At 55.4% G+C, this 18,732-nt stretch carries 15 protein-coding genes and 1 pseudogene; 9 read left to right on the top strand and 7 right to left on the bottom strand.

The window, feature by feature from the left end; all coding sequences use genetic code 11:
* The 5 genes and pseudogenes from WCC56_RS04520 to ridA all read left to right on the top strand — a co-directional run.
* Nucleotides 1–622 (top strand): annotated as a pseudogene (locus tag WCC56_RS04520) (ornithine carbamoyltransferase); the annotation flags it as partial.
* Nucleotides 623–713: 91 nt separating this feature from the next.
* Nucleotides 714–866: a hypothetical protein gene (locus tag WCC56_RS04515; RefSeq protein ID WP_424691228.1), complete on the top strand. Its 153-nt coding sequence runs from the start codon at nucleotides 714–716 to the stop codon at nucleotides 864–866.
* A 12-nt stretch (nucleotides 867–878) separates the two neighbouring features.
* On the top strand, nucleotides 879–1,814 hold the full coding sequence (pyrB, locus tag WCC56_RS04510; RefSeq protein WP_424691232.1) for an aspartate carbamoyltransferase: 936 nt from the start codon (nucleotides 879–881) through the stop codon (nucleotides 1,812–1,814).
* Between the two features lie 11 nt (nucleotides 1,815–1,825).
* Complete coding sequence (gene pyrI / locus WCC56_RS04505; RefSeq protein WP_424691227.1) at nucleotides 1,826–2,290, top strand: aspartate carbamoyltransferase regulatory subunit; 465 nt, start codon at nucleotides 1,826–1,828, stop codon at nucleotides 2,288–2,290.
* A gap of 135 nt (nucleotides 2,291–2,425) precedes the next feature.
* Entirely contained in the window at nucleotides 2,426–2,812 is a 387-nt protein-coding gene (gene ridA, locus WCC56_RS04500; protein ID WP_013203991.1) for a 2-iminobutanoate/2-iminopropanoate deaminase, read from the top strand.
* A 40-nt stretch (nucleotides 2,813–2,852) separates the two neighbouring features.
* On the opposite strand, the gene WCC56_RS04495 is transcribed toward ridA, so the two are convergent.
* The gene (locus tag WCC56_RS04495; protein WP_424691226.1) at nucleotides 2,853–5,243 is read right to left on the bottom strand and encodes a beta-N-acetylhexosaminidase; all 2,391 of its coding nucleotides are present in this window, start codon (nucleotides 5,241–5,243) and stop codon (nucleotides 2,853–2,855) included.
* 211 nt (nucleotides 5,244–5,454) lie between these two features.
* Here WCC56_RS04495 and WCC56_RS04490 point away from each other — a divergent pair, with 211 nt between their 5' ends.
* The gene (locus tag WCC56_RS04490) at nucleotides 5,455–7,113 is read left to right on the top strand and encodes an alpha,alpha-phosphotrehalase (protein WP_424691225.1); all 1,659 of its coding nucleotides are present in this window, start codon (nucleotides 5,455–5,457) and stop codon (nucleotides 7,111–7,113) included.
* Nucleotides 7,114–7,140: 27 nt separating this feature from the next.
* On the opposite strand, the gene WCC56_RS04485 is transcribed toward WCC56_RS04490, so the two are convergent.
* The 5 genes from WCC56_RS04485 to WCC56_RS04465 all read right to left on the bottom strand — a co-directional run bounded on the left by WCC56_RS04485 (nucleotide 7,141) and on the right by WCC56_RS04465 (nucleotide 13,398).
* Complete coding sequence (locus tag WCC56_RS04485) at nucleotides 7,141–9,717, bottom strand: SNF2-related protein (RefSeq protein ID WP_424691224.1); 2,577 nt, start codon at nucleotides 9,715–9,717, stop codon at nucleotides 7,141–7,143.
* A gap of 265 nt (nucleotides 9,718–9,982) precedes the next feature.
* The gene (gene celB, locus WCC56_RS04480; RefSeq protein ID WP_424691223.1) at nucleotides 9,983–11,341 is read right to left on the bottom strand and encodes a PTS cellobiose transporter subunit IIC; all 1,359 of its coding nucleotides are present in this window, start codon (nucleotides 11,339–11,341) and stop codon (nucleotides 9,983–9,985) included.
* A gap of 39 nt (nucleotides 11,342–11,380) precedes the next feature.
* Nucleotides 11,381–12,682 (bottom strand): 6-phospho-beta-glucosidase, encoded by a 1,302-nt coding sequence (locus WCC56_RS04475; RefSeq protein WP_424691222.1) that lies wholly within the window; start codon nucleotides 12,680–12,682, stop codon nucleotides 11,381–11,383.
* The gene (locus WCC56_RS04470; protein ID WP_424691221.1) at nucleotides 12,675–12,998 is read right to left on the bottom strand and encodes a PTS lactose/cellobiose transporter subunit IIA; all 324 of its coding nucleotides are present in this window, start codon (nucleotides 12,996–12,998) and stop codon (nucleotides 12,675–12,677) included. Before WCC56_RS04470 ends, WCC56_RS04475 begins: the two co-directional genes overlap by 8 nt.
* Before the next feature lie 91 nt (nucleotides 12,999–13,089).
* The gene (locus tag WCC56_RS04465) at nucleotides 13,090–13,398 is read right to left on the bottom strand and encodes a PTS sugar transporter subunit IIB (RefSeq protein ID WP_424691231.1); all 309 of its coding nucleotides are present in this window, start codon (nucleotides 13,396–13,398) and stop codon (nucleotides 13,090–13,092) included.
* A 351-nt stretch (nucleotides 13,399–13,749) separates the two neighbouring features.
* Between WCC56_RS04465 and WCC56_RS04460 the strand changes: the two genes are divergently transcribed.
* The 3 genes from WCC56_RS04460 to nrdG all read left to right on the top strand — a co-directional run bounded on the left by WCC56_RS04460 (nucleotide 13,750) and on the right by nrdG (nucleotide 17,658).
* Nucleotides 13,750–14,850 carry a MurR/RpiR family transcriptional regulator gene (locus tag WCC56_RS04460; RefSeq protein WP_424691220.1) on the top strand — a complete coding sequence of 367 codons (1,101 nt, stop codon included), beginning with the start codon at nucleotides 13,750–13,752 and terminating at the stop codon, nucleotides 14,848–14,850.
* Nucleotides 14,851–15,064: 214 nt separating this feature from the next.
* Nucleotides 15,065–17,197 carry an anaerobic ribonucleoside-triphosphate reductase gene (gene nrdD / locus WCC56_RS04455; RefSeq protein ID WP_424691219.1) on the top strand — a complete coding sequence of 711 codons (2,133 nt, stop codon included), beginning with the start codon at nucleotides 15,065–15,067 and terminating at the stop codon, nucleotides 17,195–17,197.
* The gene (gene nrdG, locus WCC56_RS04450) at nucleotides 17,194–17,658 is read left to right on the top strand and encodes an anaerobic ribonucleoside-triphosphate reductase-activating protein (protein ID WP_424691218.1); all 465 of its coding nucleotides are present in this window, start codon (nucleotides 17,194–17,196) and stop codon (nucleotides 17,656–17,658) included. Before nrdD ends, nrdG begins: the two co-directional genes overlap by 4 nt.
* Before the next feature lie 15 nt (nucleotides 17,659–17,673).
* Here the strand turns inward: nrdG and WCC56_RS04445 are convergent, their stop codons facing one another.
* Nucleotides 17,674–18,717: a permease gene (locus tag WCC56_RS04445; RefSeq protein WP_424691217.1), complete on the bottom strand. Its 1,044-nt coding sequence runs from the start codon at nucleotides 18,715–18,717 to the stop codon at nucleotides 17,674–17,676.
* Nucleotides 18,718–18,732 lie beyond the last annotated feature (15 nt).

The following is an 18,732-nucleotide window of genomic DNA, read 5'->3' as shown; positions in this document are numbered from 1 at the left end:
TAACGAGTTCCACCCTACCCAGCTGCTGGCAGATTTGCTGACCATGGAAGAGCACCTGCCGGAGAAAGCCTTCAGCCAGATGATCTTCGCTTATGTCGGTGATGCGCATAACAACATGGGCAATACTTTGATGGAAGCCGCTGCGCTGGTCGGACTGGATCTGCGTCTGGTGGCGCCAAAAGGCTGCTGGCCTGATGAGGCTCTGGTCGCGGAGTGTCGTAAAGCCGCGGAGAAGACCGGCGGAAAAATCACTCTGACAGAAGAGATTGCTGAAGGCGTGAACGGCGCAGATTTTATCTACACTGATGTCTGGGTGTCGATGGGCGAACCAAAAGAAGTGTGGCAGGAACGTATCGCCCTGCTGCGCAAATACCAGGTCAACAGTGAGATGCTGGCGCTGACCGGCAATCCAAAGGTGAAATTCCTGCACTGCCTGCCCGCTTTCCACGATGACCAGACCACGCTGGGCCAACAGATGGCAGAACAATATCATTTGCAGGGCGGCATGGAAGTGACCAACGACGTGTTTGAATCCCCGCACAGCGTGGTATTTGATCAGGCGGAAAACCGTTTGCATACCATTAAAGCGGTGATGGTCGCGACGCTGGCAAAACTGCATTAAACACCGATGGGCAAACGGTTTCGGTCCTGCGATTTTTTCTTGCCGCGGCGAGCCGATTGCGTATAATGCCCCCCGTTTGCCGGGAGGATGCATGAAACTGAGTAGCGTTAACATTGCCGAACTGACAAGCCTGAACCCAGGCTGGCAGCGCCGTTTTTCCTTCCCAGGCATCACCGATCATAAAAAGAAGCCCCTCATTGAGGGGCTTTTTTTTGCCCGTTTTTCAGCTAACCGGCATGCGTAAAGGAGAGAGATGATGGCAAACCCGTTGTTTCACAAACATATAATTTCAATTAACGACCTCAACCGCGAAGAGCTGGAGCTGGTGCTGCGCACGGCCGCCAGTCTGAAGGCGACGCCCCAGCCGGAACTGCTGAAGCACATTGTGGTTGCGAGCTGCTTCTTTGAAGCCTCTACGCGCACGCGCCTCTCTTTTGAAACGGCGATGCACCGCCTTGGCGCTTCCGTAGTGGGCTTTGCCGACGGCAGCAATACTTCGCTGGGTAAGAAGGGGGAAACCCTTGCGGATACCATCTCCGTGATTGGCACCTACGTGGATGCGATTGTGATGCGCCATCCGCAGGAAGGGGCCGCCCGCCTGGCGACAGAGTTCTCCAACGGTGTGCCCATCCTCAACGCCGGTGACGGCGCGAACCAACACCCTACTCAAACCTTGCTGGACCTGTTCACCATTCAGGAAACGCAGGGCCGCCTGAACAACCTGAAAGTGGCGATGGTCGGTGACCTGAAATATGGCCGTACGGTGCATTCTCTGGCCCAGGCGCTGGCGAAGTTTGAGGGCAACCGCTTCTACTTTATCGCCCCAGACGCGCTGGCTATGCCGTCTTACATCACCGATGTGCTGGACGAGAAAGGCATTGTCTGGAGCCGCCATGACAGCATTGAAGAAGTGGTGCCTCAGGTAGACATTCTTTATATGACTCGCGTGCAGAAAGAGCGTCTGGACCCTTCGGAGTATGCCAACGTCAAAGCGCAGTTTGTGCTGCGTGCGGCTGATCTGGCCGGTGCCCGCGACAATATGAAAGTGCTGCACCCGCTGCCACGCATCGACGAAATCACCACCGATGTGGACAAAACGCCGTATGCCTGGTACTTCCAGCAGGCGGGAAATGGCATCTATGCACGCCAGGCGCTGCTGGCGCTGGTACTGAGTAGCGAACTGGCTCTGTAAGGGGAATTGAGATGACGCAAGATAATAAACTGCAGGTCGAAGCGATTAAACGCGGCACGGTAATCGACCACATTCCGGCACAGATTGGCTTTAAGCTGCTGTCGCTGTTCCGCCTGACCGAAACCGATCAGCGCATTACTATCGGTCTGAACCTGCCGTCTGGCGAGATGGGCCGCAAAGATTTGATCAAGATCGAAAATACGTTCCTGACCGACGATCAGATCAACCAGCTGGCGGTCTATGCGCCGCACGCCACGGTAAACCGCATCGATAATTATGAAGTGGTGGGCAAGATTGCTCCGGCGCTGCCAGACCGCATCGAGCATGTACTGACCTGCCCAAACAGCAACTGCATCAGCCGCAGCGAGCCGGTTGCCTCCAGCTTTGCGGTGAAAAAACGGCAGGATGACGTGCGCTTAACCTGTAAATATTGCGAGAAATCCTTCGCCCACCATGTGGTGCTGGCGAACTGGTAATCAGCGGTCAGCGGCTTATAATGGGCCGGCCAGCTGCTGATAGTTAGCCCATCAGCACCGGCAGATTACGCCAAACACGGCCGGGGCGGCCGCCGTCGCTCCGCTAACGCAGCATCTCAATATCAGGGAGAAAGTATGTCTCGCGAAATCAGCACTGAAAACGCACCAGCCGCTATCGGTCCTTACGTGCAGGGCGTCGATCTGGGCAGCATGATCATCACTTCAGGCCAGATCCCGGTCGATCCTAAAACCGGCACCGTGGCCGACGACGTGACCGCTCAGGCGCGCCAGTCGCTGGAAAACGTGAAGGCCATCGTCGAAGCGGCTGGTTTGAAAGTCGGTGACATCGTGAAAACCACGGTCTTCGTGAAGGATCTGAATGACTTCGCTACGGTGAATGCCGCCTATGAGGCGTTCTTCACTGAGCATCAGGCCAGCTTCCCGGCGCGTTCTTGCGTGGAAGTGGCCCGTCTGCCTAAAGATGTGAAAATCGAAATCGAAGCGATCGCCGTTCGTCGCTAGCCGGTTCGCCCTCTGCCCCCTGCGGCAGAGGGTTTTCGTCTTACCGCTCTGCCCGCAGTAATTTCTCAATCGGATAGACCAGCGCCAGCACCACTTCATCCTGAGTAGCCGCCGCTTTATCCAGCTTCAGCTGCATTTTTGCCACTTCATCCGCCCCAAACGCCCGGTTATCCTGAATCGCATCCAGCAAAGAAAGCCCCATACGGCTGAGTTCTTCCACCTGCTGAGCCACGGGCTGCAAAGGCTGTAGCTGGTAGTTTTGCGCCAGCAGAGGCATCACTTCCGGCACGTTTTGCTGCCACAAACGCAGCTGATGACGGATGGCCTGCATCGCCTGGCGATCGCCTCTGTTAGCGATCACCGCCTCAACGTACCGATCCAGCTCGCGGACTTTATCGCTCTCAGCCGGTAAGACATCCGCAAGGCGATTCAATGGCTCGTTCAGATCGTAATGCCCGGCCTGGAATTTCAGGTGCTGTCGGGTGTAATACTGGGCAGGCTCCAGCGCTTCAGCAAAGATTTGCAGAGGAACGATGTCGCTGCTGTTGGCCAGACGGATCATCTGTGTCTGCGCCTGAGCATGCTGCTGCAGACCTACCGATACGGTTGACCAGCGGTCCACCGCCGCCAGCCGCTGATACATGTTCTGCTCATTGGTCACATCTCTTGCTGACCAGAGGCGCTCCGCCACGACATAAGCTCGCGGCCACAGGCGAACATCAATCACCTGTGGATTAACGATCTCTGCCCACAGCGCGGCTTCACCGCCAAGCAGGTTATCTTTCATCTGCTGCTCGCCCGGCACGCTCGGCTGGATGCCCGCAGGCACAGCCTCTAACTTACTCCCCTGGGTTGGATAGCGTGCGTTGCCCACCAGCATATAACCAGAAAGCCGATCGCCATCCAGCGTGACTACCGGTTGGACGTTCCCCATCCAGGTATCCACAGCGAAGGTCACCTGATGCGGTGAAAGCCAGTCCACCTCGCGCACCATCCGCCGCGATTTTCCGGCAAAATCAATAAAACCGCGCCACTGTCCCTCATGCTCAATCAGTGTGAAGCTACCTTTCACCGCACTGCCTTTCAGCCTTGGCAGGGTGAACTGCCAGCTCTGCGCCGTATCGCCCTGCTGAAGCTGGTCTTTGCCGTTCAGGCCGACAGGATAGACTTCATTGCGGAAGTGGTAAGAGGCCGGTTGCGCCTGGTCCAGATAGAAACCGGCTGACAGAATGCCGTGATAATCCTGCTTGCTGACCTCACCCAGCGCATCCTGCCCCTGCCAGGATTGGATCAGAATGCTTTTTGGCAGATCCGGATGGGCAATCTCATCCCAGCCCAGCATCTGGCGATGGTGCTTCTCAAGGATCTTCTCCACTCGCTGGTTGAAGTAAGCCTGGAGCGCATGCTCATCCTTCAGCCCTTTTTCCTGCATAAACGCCTGAACAGATTTCGACTCTTTCCACTGCGTGGCATCTACTTCATCACCGCCAATGTGCAGCCACGGATCCGGGAAGATGGCCGTCACTTCACCGATCAGCGTATCGATAAACTGATAAACCTGCTCGTTGCTGGGATCAAGCAGCGGTTTGAATACGCCCCAACCCCGTTCGATCTGATACGGCCCTGGGGCGCTGATCAATTCCGGCATCGCTACCGCCAGCGCAGTGGCGTGACCAGGAAGATCGATCTCCGGCACCACACGCACGCCACGATCCGCAGCGTACTGCACGATCGCCTTCATCTGATCCTGGGTGTAAAACAGGCCATCACTGCCCTTTTCCTGCAGCTGAGGGAAATGCGTGGAAGCAAATCGCCAGCCCTGATCGTCCGTCAGGTGCCAGTGAAAGACGTTCATTCTGGCCGAGGCAATCCCATCGATCTGGCGGCGGATCGTGTCAAGCGGCATAAAATGGCGGGCAGAGTCGATCAGGATCCCTCGCCACGGGAAGCGCGGACTGTCGTGGATCGTCACATAAGGGATCTCGCTGGCCTGCTTGTTGTTCTGCACCAGTTGCAGCAAGGTTTCCATGCCACGCATCGCGCCGAAACGCGTGGCTGCCTCCAGCACCACACCTTCACTGCTGACCTTCAGATTGTAGCTTTCATCACTGTCCGGCTGCGGGACAGTGTCAACGCGTTTGGCGATCACAACCCTGATGGTGGGCTCCGCTACTTCACTGGTCTGCGGCATCATCTGCCAGCCAGTTTGCAGGCCAATTCGCAGACGCCAGCGGTCGACGGCGCCCGGCAGATCATCCCCTTCAATGCGGATAGAAAGCGTATTATCAAGCCGTAAATTCCCGCCGCTGGCAGGCTGTTCTACCTGCTGTGGCCAGGGCATCAACGGCAGGTTGCCAGCAGGGGTGGCATGCGCATAGAGTGAGACCAAAAGGGAACTGGCAAGTAACGACAAACGCAGGGAATGAGGCATCAAAACTTCTCCATAAGTATGACGGGCCAAAAAAGACAAAAAACCCATAAAACATATTTCGCAATGCGCATCAAGTGACTTCGGGTTTCAGGCCCCCGCCACTGTCTGGTTTTGTGACACCTTGCCAGTTAATGGCTAATCTTAGGAAATAAGAACGGATTAGAACGATCGAGACAGCCCGACCCTTTCACCTGAGAATCAGGATTGAGCGATGACAAAAACTCCCCCGTGGTGGCAAAACGGCGTTATTTATCAAATTTATCCCAAGAGTTTTCAGGACACCACCGGCAGTGGAACCGGGGATCTGGCCGGCGTGATACAGCGCCTGGATTATTTAAAAGGGCTTGGCGTGGATGCTATCTGGCTGACGCCGTTCTATATTTCCCCCCAGGTGGACAATGGCTATGACGTGGCGAATTACATCGCCATCGATCCGATCTTCGGCACCCTGAACGATTTCGACAAGCTGGTAGAAGAAACCCATCGGCGCGGGATGCGGATCATTCTGGATATGGTGTTTAACCACAGCTCTACCCAACATCACTGGTTCCATGAAGCGCTGGATCGCGATAGCCCTTATCGCTCTTACTATATCTGGCGTGACGGCACGCCAGGCCAACCACCCAATAACTGGCTGTCGAAGTTTGGCGGCAATGCCTGGCGCTGGCATCCGGAAAGCGCCCAGTACTATATGCACTTGTGGGCGCCTGAGCAGGCCGAGTTGAACTGGGAGAATGACAATCTGCGCGCCGAGCTGAAGCAGATCGTGAACTTCTGGGCAGATCGCGGTATCGACGGCCTGCGGCTGGACGTGGTGAACCTCGTGTCCAAACATCAGGATTTCCCGGACGATCCCGGCGGTGACGGGCTGCGGCTTTATACCGATGGCCCGCGCATTCATGAATTTATGCAGGAAATGAGCCGCGACGTGTTCCGCCCGCGTGAGTTGATGACCGTTGGCGAGATGTCTTCCGCTACGCTGGAACACTGTCAGCGTTATGGCTCGCTGGATGGCGAAGAGCTGTCGATGGTGTTCAGTTTTGATCATGTTGAGGTTGACTTTTACAACGGCCAGAAATGGACGCTGACGCCGCTGGACCTGGTGGCGCAGAAAGCGATTTTCAGCCACTGGCAGCAGGGCATGCACAATCGGGCGTGGAATGCGCTGTTCTGGTGTAATCACGATCAGCCACGAGTGGTGTCGCGCTGGGGAGATGAACATCACTATCGCGTGCAGTCAGCCAAGATGCTGGCGCTGGTGTTGCACGGTATGCAGGGCACGCCTTACATCTTCCAGGGCGAAGAGCTGGGAATGACCAATCCGCACTTCACCCGAATCATCGATTATCGAGATATCGAAAGCCACAATATGTACGCTGAGCTACGTTCCCAGGGACGGGACAGCGATAACCTGCTGGCTATCCTCGCCAGCAAATCCCGCGACAATGGCCGCACGCCAATCCCCTGGAACGCTGGCGAGAATGGCGGCTTCACCAGCGGCACGCCGTGGATTGGCATGTGCGACAACCTGGAAACGATCAATGCAGAAGCGGCGGTGGCCGATTTGGGATCGGTGTATTACACCTATCAGCGGTTGATCCAGTTACGCAAAGAGTTTGCGATCCTCACCTGGGGCGATTATCTGGATCTGCTGCCGGATCATGCTTATCTGTGGTGCTACTGCCGACGGCTGGAAAACGAGACGCTGGTCGTGGCAACCAACTTCAGTGCCGAGACGCAGGTCTGGCATCCACCGGCCTACAGCGGCCAGTGGGACGTGTTGATCAGCAACTACCCCGATACTCACGTTACGCCGGGCGAAGTGATGCTGCGCCCGTGGGAAGCCGTCTGGTGGTATCAGAAGCGTTGAGTTAACCTCGCCCAACTTCGTTGTTTGTTATAGCGGCGCAAACAGCATGGCGAGATCGTCACTGGTGAAACTGGCTGGTTCGCTCAGCTCATCCTCAAGGATGCTGTCTGCCAGTTCGGCTTTCTGCCCTTGCAGCGCGACGATCTTCTCTTCAATGCTGCCAGCGGCAATCAATTTGTAGACGAAAACCGGCTTGTCCTGGCCGAGGCGGTAAGCCCGGTCGGTTGCCTGATTCTCTGCTGCCGGGTTCCACCAGGGATCGTAATGGATCACTGTGTCCGCCGCAGTCAGGTTAAGCCCCACGCCGCCAGCCTTCAGGCTGATCAGGAATACCGGCACTTCACCTTCCTGGAAACGCCTCACCGGCTCAATACGATCCCGCGTGCTGCCCGTGAGGGTGACAAAAGGGATACGGGCTTTTTGCAGCTCTTCGGCAATCAACGTCAGCATGGTGGTGAACTGCGAAAAGATCAGGATGCGGCGATCTTCCGCCAGCAGATCGTCCAGCATCTCCCGCAACAGTGCCAGCTTGGCTGAGTGCTTCACCTTCGCCGCTTTATCGGTTTTCACCAGCCGAGGATCGCAGCAAATCTGCCGCAGTTTCAGCAGCGCATCCAGCACCAGCAGATGACTGCGTCCTGCGCCCTGCTGCTCCACCGCCAGCCGCACACGATCCTGCATGGCGCTGCGCACGGATTCGTACAGTTCGCGCTGGCTGCCTTCCATCTCCACAGATCGCACGATGGTGTTCTTCGGTGGCAGCTCTTTCGCCACTTCCTGCTTGCGTCTGCGCAACATAAACGGCCTGACGCGGCGAGCAAGGAGCTCTCTACGAACGCGGTCGCCATTGCGCTCAATCGGCACTCGCCAGTCTTGAGTGAACTGCTTTTCGCTGCCAAGAAAACCCGGCAACAGGAAATCAAATTGTGACCACAGCTCGCCGAGGTGGTTTTCCAGCGGCGTACCCGTCAGGCACAAACGGTGACGAGACTTCAGCGAGCGAATAACAGAAGCCGCACGGGAGGCGCTATTCTTCACGTACTGGGCTTCATCCAGGATCAGCAGATGATAGCTGTGACCAATCAGCTGTGGCTGGTCGCGCCATAACAGAGAATAGGTGGTGAGCACCACATCGTACTTTTCGATGTCGTCATAAAAGGCTTTCCTGTCCGGCCCGGTCAGCGCAAGAACGGTAAGTTCCGGCGTAAAACGGCTGGCTTCCTGCGTCCAGTTATAGACCAGCGTGGTAGGCACTACGATCAGCGCCGGGCGATCCAGCCTGCCCGCTTCTTTCTCCAGCTGAAGGTGCGCCAGTGTCTGAATCGTTTTACCCAGGCCCATATCATCCGCCAGCACGCCAGAAAGATCCTGCGCACGCAGGAACTGCATCCAGTTCAGGCCTTGCTGCTGGTAATCACGCAGCTGAGCATGCAGCCCTTTTGGCGGCTCGACAGGAAGGATGCCTTCACTGGAACGCAGGCGTTCAGCCAGTTGGTAAACGCCGCTGTCGCCGTGGAACTGCCAGCGCCCGGTGTCACTGAGCGCCGTTAAGCGGCCAGCCTCGTAAGGGGCAATGCGCAGTGGAGTATGAGCCCCCAAAGCAAACAGGTCGATCAGGTTGCCCACCAGCGGCTTCATCACGCTGGCGCTGATGTGCAGCCGTTCGTTGCGATCGCTTCTGAGTTCGATCACCTCTTCGTCCGGGATGTGGTTCAGATTGCCAGAGAACCAGCGCCGGTCTTTCTGGAACAGCGCAGACAGCAGTGGCTGCATCCGTACCTGACGTTTGCCCACGCTCACTTCCAGCTCAAGATTGAACCAGCCGTCTTCTCCCTGCACGGCCTTACCTTCAATGCCGGCAATGTCGGTAACGTTCCAGGTAAAGTCATTATCCATGCTGACCTTCCACCCGCGTTTGCGCAGTTTAGGCAGCTGTTTACGGATAAACGCCCGCCACTCAACCGGGGTTTCAGGGGCAAAGATCAAAGGAGGTAAAGGGGCAGACTCAGGCGTGTAGATGTGCCCGGCGGGGATAGTTTCCAGACCTGCGGCATTAATGTCCTGCACCCAGCCCTGTTCAAGCTCAAGCTGGCGCTGAACCAAAAATGGCGCGCCCTGACGGTCTTCAAAGCGTTCACCCGTGCTGCCAGCGGCCACCGCCACGCCCGCATAATCAAAATGCACCGCAGCGAAGTCCAGCATCTTCTGCCGGTGACCATAACGGCCAAATCCACTGACAAATTTCGCGCGCGACTCAAGCCGCAGCGTAGGGACAGGCCTGGCGGAAAGTGTGTGTAATACAGGTTCTTCTGACGCTTTTTCAGGCTGCTGTTGCAGCCAGGCCAGCATCACAGCCGCAACGTGGCGACAGTTGTTTTTTACCGGACAGGTACATTCACCGTTGGCGAGCAGCTTGCCCTGCGGCCTGCTGAAATGCACCATCACCTGAAAAGGTTCGATTTTCCTGCCTGGCACTTCGCCCGTCAGCAGGTTGTTTTGCCACTGAATATTCTGCGCTTTTTCCACCAGGCTTCTTCCCCTGGCAACGGTGCGCGCACCGATCCATCGGCTAACCTGTTTTTCATTGTACGTCACAGAAGGCATCAGACAGTATCCCGGGATGACCTGAGCAAAGACATGTTTGCTCCGCATAACAGGCAATAATATGAATTCCTCTGCTATGAATGCAACTGAAGTGCGCCATTCTGTCGCCAAAAAATATTTACAGCTGCGTTGTTGCCCGTTCTCCGGCCAAAGTTTCAACGCCGCAGGGAGCAGATCAGATCACCAGAGTCGGGCTGAGAGGGAATGGGGAGTCATCGCTAAGGACTAACAGGCCGATCTTCATCGACCGGCCTGTTTGTTCTGATTAGACGGCGGGCTGTGAAGCGGCGGCGGCTTCTACATTTTTCTGGGCGGCCTGTTGCTCTTCGCGGGCTTTGAGGTTGTCCCAGGCGCGGAAGAACGGATAGTACATCACCAGCGAAATCCCCAAATTCACTACTTGCAAGACGGTTCCGGAAATATGGCCGCCGGTTGCCAGATAGCCGCTAACAAAGATCGGCGTGGTGAACGGCAGCGCAATTCCGGCTGGGGGAGCCACCAGACCGGTAGACATCGAGAAGTAGGAAACCAGCACCAGAATCACCGGCGTCAGGATAAACGGCAGGAAGAAGTAAGGGTTCATCACTAACGGAATACCAAACACCATGGGTTCACTGATGTTGAACAGCGCGCCAGGTGCAGCGATTTTACCCAGCTGACGCATCTGTGCGCTTCGGCTACTGATCACCATAAAGATCACCAGTCCCAGCAATGCGCCTGTGCCGCCTGGTGCTATCCACAGGTCATAGAACTGCTGGGTGATGATGTGCGGGATCGGCAGGTTATGCTGAAAGGCATTCAGGTTTTCCGTCATATTCGAGAGCCACACCGGCTGAATAAACACCAGCACAATGGCATCGCCATGCAGCCCCAATGTCCAGAGCACGCCAATCAAAATGACCGAGAAGATCATCCCCGGCAGCGTACCGCCAACGTGATGCATAGGAATGCCAATAATGGTGGCAATCATGTTGTTTACATCGCCAAAGGAGGAGGCTTCTACCGCCAGTCTGATTGCCAGCACCACGGCCAGCACGCAGAAGCCCGGAACCAGCGCCAGGAACGATTTTGCCACCGCTGGCGGCACGCCTTCAGGCATGCGGATCACCAGATTTCGTCCGCTGACAAAGCGGTAGATCTCCGTTGAGAGCAACGAAATGATGATCGCCACAAACAGCCCCTGACTGCCAATCAAATTGACTGGGATCACCCCATCAATGATTTTCTGAGAGGCACCTTCTACCGGCGCAAATAACGTGTGCTGCGGGATGGTCATCATAAAGGCTACCAGCGACATCGCCCCGCTGGTCAGCGGATCAATCGTACGGTATTTTTCCGCCAACCGATAAGCGATGCCGAAGCTGGAGAGGATCGCCATGATGTCGTAAGTGGCTTTCACCGGGTACAGCAATTTATCCTGCCAGGTATCCCCGAACAGATCGGCCATCAGATGTCCCCAGGCAGGGATCGGCAGATAGGCAAAAATCAGAAAGAAGGAGCCAATCAGCATAAAAGGCATGTTCAAAATAATGCCGTCGCGGACCGACAGGACATGCTTTTGCCCGGCGACTTTCAGCGCTACGGGCAGGACATAACGCTCAATGATTGTTTTATTCGCAGTCACAGACACCCCCATCACCGGTTCGTCGCCGGTGTTTTCCCATCAGTTAAATTGCGGCAGATACGGTTTGTTCAGCGTCAGCACGTCTTCCAGCAAGGCTTCAGCACTGGCCAGATTGCCAATCAACGGATTGGTCACCAGTGCCAGCAGCGCGCTCTGGCGATCGCCTTTTACCGCGGCTTCAATAGTCAGTCTTTCAAAGTCTTTTACCTGTTGCGTCAGGCCATTCATCGCCGGAGGCAAAGGTCCAAAAGCCAGCGGATGAGCGCCCTGTGCATCAATCAGGCAGTTGATTTCAACCACCGCATCCTCTGCCAGTCCCTGTATCGCCCCGTTATTGCGGCAGTTCACCACCAGCTCTTTTCCGGCGTTGGTGTAAATAGCGCTGATCAGCTCTACCGCCACTTCCGAATAGTGTGCCCCACCACGGAAGCTAAGCTGCTCCGGTTTGGTATCCAGCTGTGGATCGGCATACAGCTCAAACAACTCTGCTTCCACTTTCATCACCTGCTCGGCTCGCGTGCCACGGGATTTGGCCGCCTCAATTTCCTCTTCGATCATCGAGGCAGTTTGATAGAAATAACGATGATAAGGACAGGGAATGGCGCCCAACGCTTTCAGGAAGGCTGGCGGCCACGGCAAATCTTTAATGTTGTTCATCGACAGCGCTTTACCATCACACAGCAGATCGATCGCCTTCGCCGTCAGATCTTCACCCAGCCTGCTGACCTTGTGTACCCAAACCATATGATTCAGCCCGGCAAACCGCAGCGACAGCTCCTGATAAGGCACTTCAAGCATGTCAGCAATCATATGGTGCATGGTGATTGGGACATTACAGAGGCCGATAATTTTTGCCTGGCTGTAGCGTGAGACGGCTTCAGTGACAATGCCTGCCGGGTTGGTGAAGTTGATGATAAATGCGTCCGGAGCCAGCTGTTCCACCTTGCGCGCCACGTTCAGCATGACCGGAATGGTTCTGAGCGCTTTAGCAAACCCACCGACGCCGGTCGTTTCCTGGCCCAGCAAGCCATATTTCAGCCCAAGACGTTCATCGGCGGCACGTGCGGCTAACTGCCCGACACGCAGCTGCGTCAGCACAAAACTGGCGCCACGGATGGCTTCATCCAGCTCGAAGTGAACGCTGACCTTTACCTGCTCCAGCCCGCTATGCTTAAGCATCCTGCGTGCCAGAGCGGCTATCACTTCCACCTTCTCGCGCCCGGATTCCACATCCACCAGCGCTAATTCCGTTATGGGCACCTGCTGATAGCGTTGGATCAGCCCTTCCATCAACTCTGGCGTATAGCTGCTACCGCCACCCACTACCGCGATCTTAAGCATGACAAACCTCCTGGGGTAAACGGCGGTAAAGCGTAATGAAGTCCGTTGCCAGATCCTGAATCAGCATCGCATTCATCAGATGATCCTGGGCATGGACAGTGATTAAGGTAACGGGCACCTTGCCGCACCCTTCATCCATGCCGATCAGTTCAGTCTGGATCTGGTGAGCTTCATTGACTGATTCTTTGGCTGCCGCCATGGCGAGATCGGCCGCGATAAAATCGCCTTTTCGCGCTTGTTGCAGCGCAGAGAGCGCATGGCTTCGGGCGCTTCCAGCCCTTACCAGCAACTCCATGATCAGGTTTTCCAGTGACATGAAAATTCCTCTTTGACGAAAAAAAAGTGCAGTGAGCCGCACGCTGCAAAAGCAGCGCGTAACAGCATTAACCTAAAAGGGAAGTGAGGGGTCAGGCTCCCAGCAACGCCAGGGCTTTATCCAGCACGTTATCACCACGCATCATGCCGTAATCCAGCATATCGATGACTGCAACCTGCTTGCCTTGAGGGGCTGCAAGCGCCTGAAGACGGGCGGCTTCGTACTGGACCTGCGGGCCCAGCAAAACGATATCCGCGCCACCCAATTCCTGCTCGAAATGGGCAACCGGTACCGCTTCGATCTCAATCTGCAACGCGCGCTTTTGCGCTTCGGCTTTCATCTTAGTGACCAGCATGCTGGTAGACATTCCAGCGGCACAACACAATACGATTCGCATCAGCTTTCCTCCTGTGATGGCGTGGAAGCATATAAGCCTGAACCTTCAGGTTCTGTAAATACCCTGAGGACATAGGATTTGCTGATGTTTTTGGAAAGGTGTTAATAATCATCAAGATAGAAATCACTCTCCATGAAAATAATTTTCATGAATGTGATCTGGATAGATTTTCGTTAATTAATTCCTGCTGGGTTATTTTTTAAAACCATTTATAATCATGCAATTAACATTATTAACTCCCTTTCAAGACCTAAGAAAGCAATGTGAAAAAGTTTTTCATTGGCATATGATGGTAAAACAGTTCTCTGGTTACACTCCGTCAAAGGCAGAACGGTTCTGGATATTCTCTGGCAATTGCAAACAGCGAAGACAAGCTCACCCGCTCAGCAGTCGCGGGTTGCGCGTTTTGTGCTGGATAACTTAGGGTTTACCTCTCAGGCCAGTATCGAACAACTGGCCACGAAGGCAGGGGTTAGCGCTGATACGCTGACGGCTTTCGCACGCTCGGTAGGATGCAAAGATTTGAATGATTTTATGGCGCAATTACGGGCCCTGAACACCGAACAGGTTGATGAAAACAGCGTTGCACCTGCCGTCACTGGTGATATCGACTTCTCGACCACCACCGCGCTGGAGAAGCTGGCAGCGAAGGCCGGTATCGGCCCGGAGATGCTGAAACGTTTTGCGCGTTCAATTGGCCGGGAAGACTTCAGCGATATTCTGTTCCAGATCCGTCGCCGTCTTAACGAGCTCAGTCAGCAGGAAGCGAAAGTGGCACGGGCAGTGTTAGACGATGTCGATTTCGCCTCTTCAGCCTCTATCGAGCAACTGGCGACCCGTTCAGGCGTCAGCCCGGCAACCATTACCCGTTTTGCCAAGTCCGTGGGCTGTGAAGATATCCGCGAGATGAGAATGAAACTGGCTCAGGCCAGCACCAGCCATTCACGTTATCTGCCTGCCAGAGAAGCCACCAATCTGCCTTCCGTCTGGCAGAATACCCTGTCAGGCGTTGAACAGGCGCTGCAAAAGCAACTGCAGAACAGCGACACAAATGCCTTCAGCCAGGCCGCCGCCTGCCTGAAAAAAGCCCGCAGCGTGACTCTGTTCGCCATGGGGAACCAGGATGCCCCTTTTGCCAGCGAGCTTCAGCATCGTCTGCTCCAGGCAGGCATCATGACCACGCTTTGCCAGGAAAGTAATCTGATGCGGATGACTGCCGCTACCTTAACCGACGATCACGCGCTGCTGGTGCTGGCAACCGATGAAGCCGACATGATGCTGCAAGCTGCGGTGCTGCAGGCGCGAGAACACGGCCTGCCCATCATCACCCTCGCCCCTGCCACCAGCCCGCTGGCCGCACTGTCACAGCATCTGCTGACGCTGCCTGCCGGACAGAAAATGGCCCGCTATGGCGCGTTAATGGCGATTGATTTGCTGCTGGCCGAGTGGCAATAGACTGGCTGGGTCTGCTTATTAACGCCCTGAATCCCCTCTGATTAGCACCACTTCCCCCCCCCCTTATTCAGGGAGGCTGATCCTGCGTGATTAAGACTTTGCTGATCATTTGCGCCAGGTCAACAAACTGGCAGTTATATCCGCCAAATCACTACATATAGCGTTTATCATGCCACTCTTACTCCATATATAGATATTCAATGAGGGATGTAACGTGGCTAGGGTGATTAAACGTGATGGCTGCAGTATGCCATTCGATGCAACACGCATCGGCGAAGCGATCAAAGGCGCGGCACGAGCGGCGGAGATTAAGGATGAGGCTTATTGTGTTGAGGTAACCGCACAAATTTGCCAGCAGCTTCAGCAACACGACAGCCTGGATATTCATGATATCCAGCGGGCAGTAGAAAACCAGCTGATGGCCGGACGCTATCCTGAGCTGGCCCGCACGTACATCGAATATCGCCACGATCGGGACATTGCCCGCGAGCTGCGCGGGAAACTGAATAAAGCCATTCGCGGCCTGGTTGAGCAAAGCAACCCTGCCCTGTTGAACGAAAATGCCAACAAAGACAGCAAAGTGATCCCGACACAGCGGGATCTGCTGGCGGGGATCGTTGCCAGGCATTATGCCTCGCAGCATATTTTACCGCGTGATGTGGTGATGGCGCACGAGCGTGGCGAGATCCACTACCACGACCTCGACTATTCGCCTTTTTTCCCGATGTTCAACTGCATGCTGATCGACCTGAAGGGAATGCTGACCCAAGGCTTTAAGATGGGTAACGCAGAAATTGAGCCACCGAAATCCATCTCCACCGCTACCGCCGTCACCGCGCAAATCATCGCTCAGGTCGCCAGCCATATTTACGGCGGCACTACCATCAACCGCATTGATGAAGTGCTGGCCCCCTTTGTTGAGGCCAGCCAGGCAAAACATCTGAAAACCGCCCATGAGTGGCAAATCGCGGATGCCGAAGCCTATGCCCGCAACCGGACTGAGAAAGAGTGCTATGACGCTTTCCAGTCGCTGGAATACGAAGTGAATACCCTGCATACCGCCAACGGCCAGACGCCTTTTGTCACCTTTGGTTTTGGCCTTGGCACCAGTTGGTCTGCGCGCCTGGTACAGCAATCCATTCTACGTAATCGCATTGCCGGGCTGGGTAAAAACCATAAAACAGCGGTGTTCCCTAAACTGGTGTTTGCTATTAAAGAAGGGCTGAACCGGCTGGCTGGCGACGTGAACTACGATATCAAACAGCTGGCTCTGGAGTGCGCCAGCAAGCGCATGTACCCGGATATTCTCAACTATGAGCAGGTGGTGAAAGTCACCGGTTCATTTAAAACGCCAATGGGTTGCCGCAGTTTCCTCGGAACCTGGGAAGAGAATGGCGAACTGGTGCACGAAGGCCGCAATAATATTGGCGTGATCAGCCTTAACCTGCCGCGTATTGCGCTGGAAGCGAAAGGGAATGAAGCGCACTTTTGGACGCTGCTGGACCAGCGCCTTGAACTGGCGAAGAAAGCATTGATGACCCGCATCGCAAGGCTGGAGAACGTCAAAGCTCGCGTCGCGCCGATCCTGTATATGGAAGGTGCCTGTGGCGTCAGGTTAAAAGCCGATGATGATGTGGCAGAAATCTTCAAATATGGCCGCGCCTCAATCTCTCTGGGCTATATCGGGCTGCACGAGACGATAAATGCCCTGAGCGGTGGCGAAAACCATGTTTATGATGATGCAGCGCTGCGGGCAAAAGCGGTGGCCATCGTCAGCCATTTACGTCAGGCCACCGATCGCTGGAAGGCAGAAACCGGCTACGGCTTCAGTCTTTACAGCACACCAAGCGAGAACCTTTGCGATCGCTTCTGCCGCCTTGATGCCGCTGAGTTTGGCGTGGTGGCTGGCGTAACTGACAAAGGGTATTACACCAACAGCTTCCACCTCGATGTGGAAAAAAAGGTGAACCCTTACGACAAGATTGATTTCGAAGCGGCTTACCCGCCTGTCGCCAATGGTGGCTTCATCTGTTACGGCGAATACCCCAATATTCAACACAACCTGAAAGCGCTGGAAGACGTCTGGGATTACAGCTACAGCCGCGTGCCTTATTACGGCACCAATACGCCAATTGATGAATGCTATGAGTGCGGCTTTACCGGTGAATTCTCTTGCACCAGTAAAGGCTTCACCTGCCCGAAATGCGGCAATCACGATGCGGCGAGGGTTTCCGTAACCCGTCGAGTTTGCGGCTATCTTGGCAGCCCGGATGCCCGGCCTTTCAATGCCGGCAAACAGGAAGAGGTGAAGCGGCGCGTTAAGCATTTAAGTGGGCCGCTGGGGTGAATATCCACCAGTATTACCCGGTCGATATCCTTAACGGGCCGGGAACCCGCTGCACGTTGTTTGTGGCGGGTTGTGAGCATCACTGTGTTGGCTGCTATAACAAAAGCACCTGGCGGCTCAATTCCGGGCAGCCTTTTACCGTTCAGCAGGAAGAGCAGCTGATCGCTGATCTGAATGATTCGCGCATTCCCCGCCAGGGTTTTTCCCTGTCGGGAGGCGATCCCTTACATCCGGCTAACGTAGCGGACGTATTGAGGCTGGTGAAGCGGGTGCGGCGCGAGTGTCAGGGCAAAGATATCTGGCTGTGGAGCGGATACCAACTGGCTGAGCTGACGGCGAAACAGCAGCAGGTTGTAGAGGAGATTGACGTGTTAATAGACGGAAAATTTGTCGAGGCGTTAAAAGACCCGGCGCTGCTCTGGCGCGGCAGCAGCAACCAGGTCATTCACTATTTACGTTGATCCCACTTAAGAGGCTTAAAGCAGTAACAGCCCAAGGCCGCCAACAATCATCCCGCTTAACGCCACTAACCCACCTGTAAGCCATAAAGACCGGGCAGGAAGCGTGCCGTGCAACATCAGCAATGACGGCACGCTGACCGCTGGCAAGGTCATCAGCAGGGCCAGCGCAGGTGCCATTCCCATCCCTGCCAGCATCATAGCCTGGACGATCGGAATTTCAGCCGCCGTTGGGATCACAAACAGACAACCGGCAATCGCCATGGCCACGACCCAGAACAGCGTATTGCTGACAAGGCCATCTGCATGGGGAAACAGCCAGACTCGTGCCGCACCCAGCAGAAGAACCGCCAGGATATACAGCGGAATGGTATTCCAGAACAACGACCAGAGTGCGCTAAGCCAGCGACGCAGAAACGGCGTGTTATCCACTTTTGGCCTCATCGGGATCACGTTGCTCACTTGCGCTTCTGGCGTCATTTTTTGCACCAGCAAGGCGATCCCCAGCACCATCAGCAAACCGGCAACCAGCCGGATAGCCGCAAACTGCCAGCCAAGCACAAACCCCATAAACACCAGCGTGGCCGGGTTAAGAACGGGATTGCCCAACCAGAACGCCAGCGTTCCTCCGACGGAAGCGGAAGACCTCCTAAGCCCGGCAGCAACCGGCGCAGCACAACAGGTACACATCATACCAGGCAGTGAAAGCAACGTGCCGAACAACGTACCGGCAAAACGCGGCTGCCCCAAGGTGCGTAACAGCCAGTTCCTCGGGATCAGCACCTGAACCAGCGAGCCTAAGATCACCCCCAGTACGGCGGCTTTCCATACGGCCAGAAAGTAGACCTGCGCATAATCCCAGGCTGCCTGTAAAGGGTGTTCGCTCGGATTGGCGAGCAGAGACTTGCCAATGCTATGCGTGTCGGCGGCAAGGAAAGCTTTAAAGTAATAAGGCTGCCATTTGACGTACCAAAGCCCGGCAACCACTACGGCTAAAAACAGCAGCGGTTTCCATCTGGCAAACGCAGGAAGGGTAAGGCGTGATGAGCTTATATGGGACATTCCGATGACTCCGGA

Origin of the sequence: Erwinia sp., assembly GCF_049696395.1 — a bacterium.
GTDB lineage: Bacteria > Pseudomonadota > Gammaproteobacteria > Enterobacterales > Enterobacteriaceae > Erwinia.
This window is presented reverse-complemented; position numbering and strand designations above follow the sequence as displayed.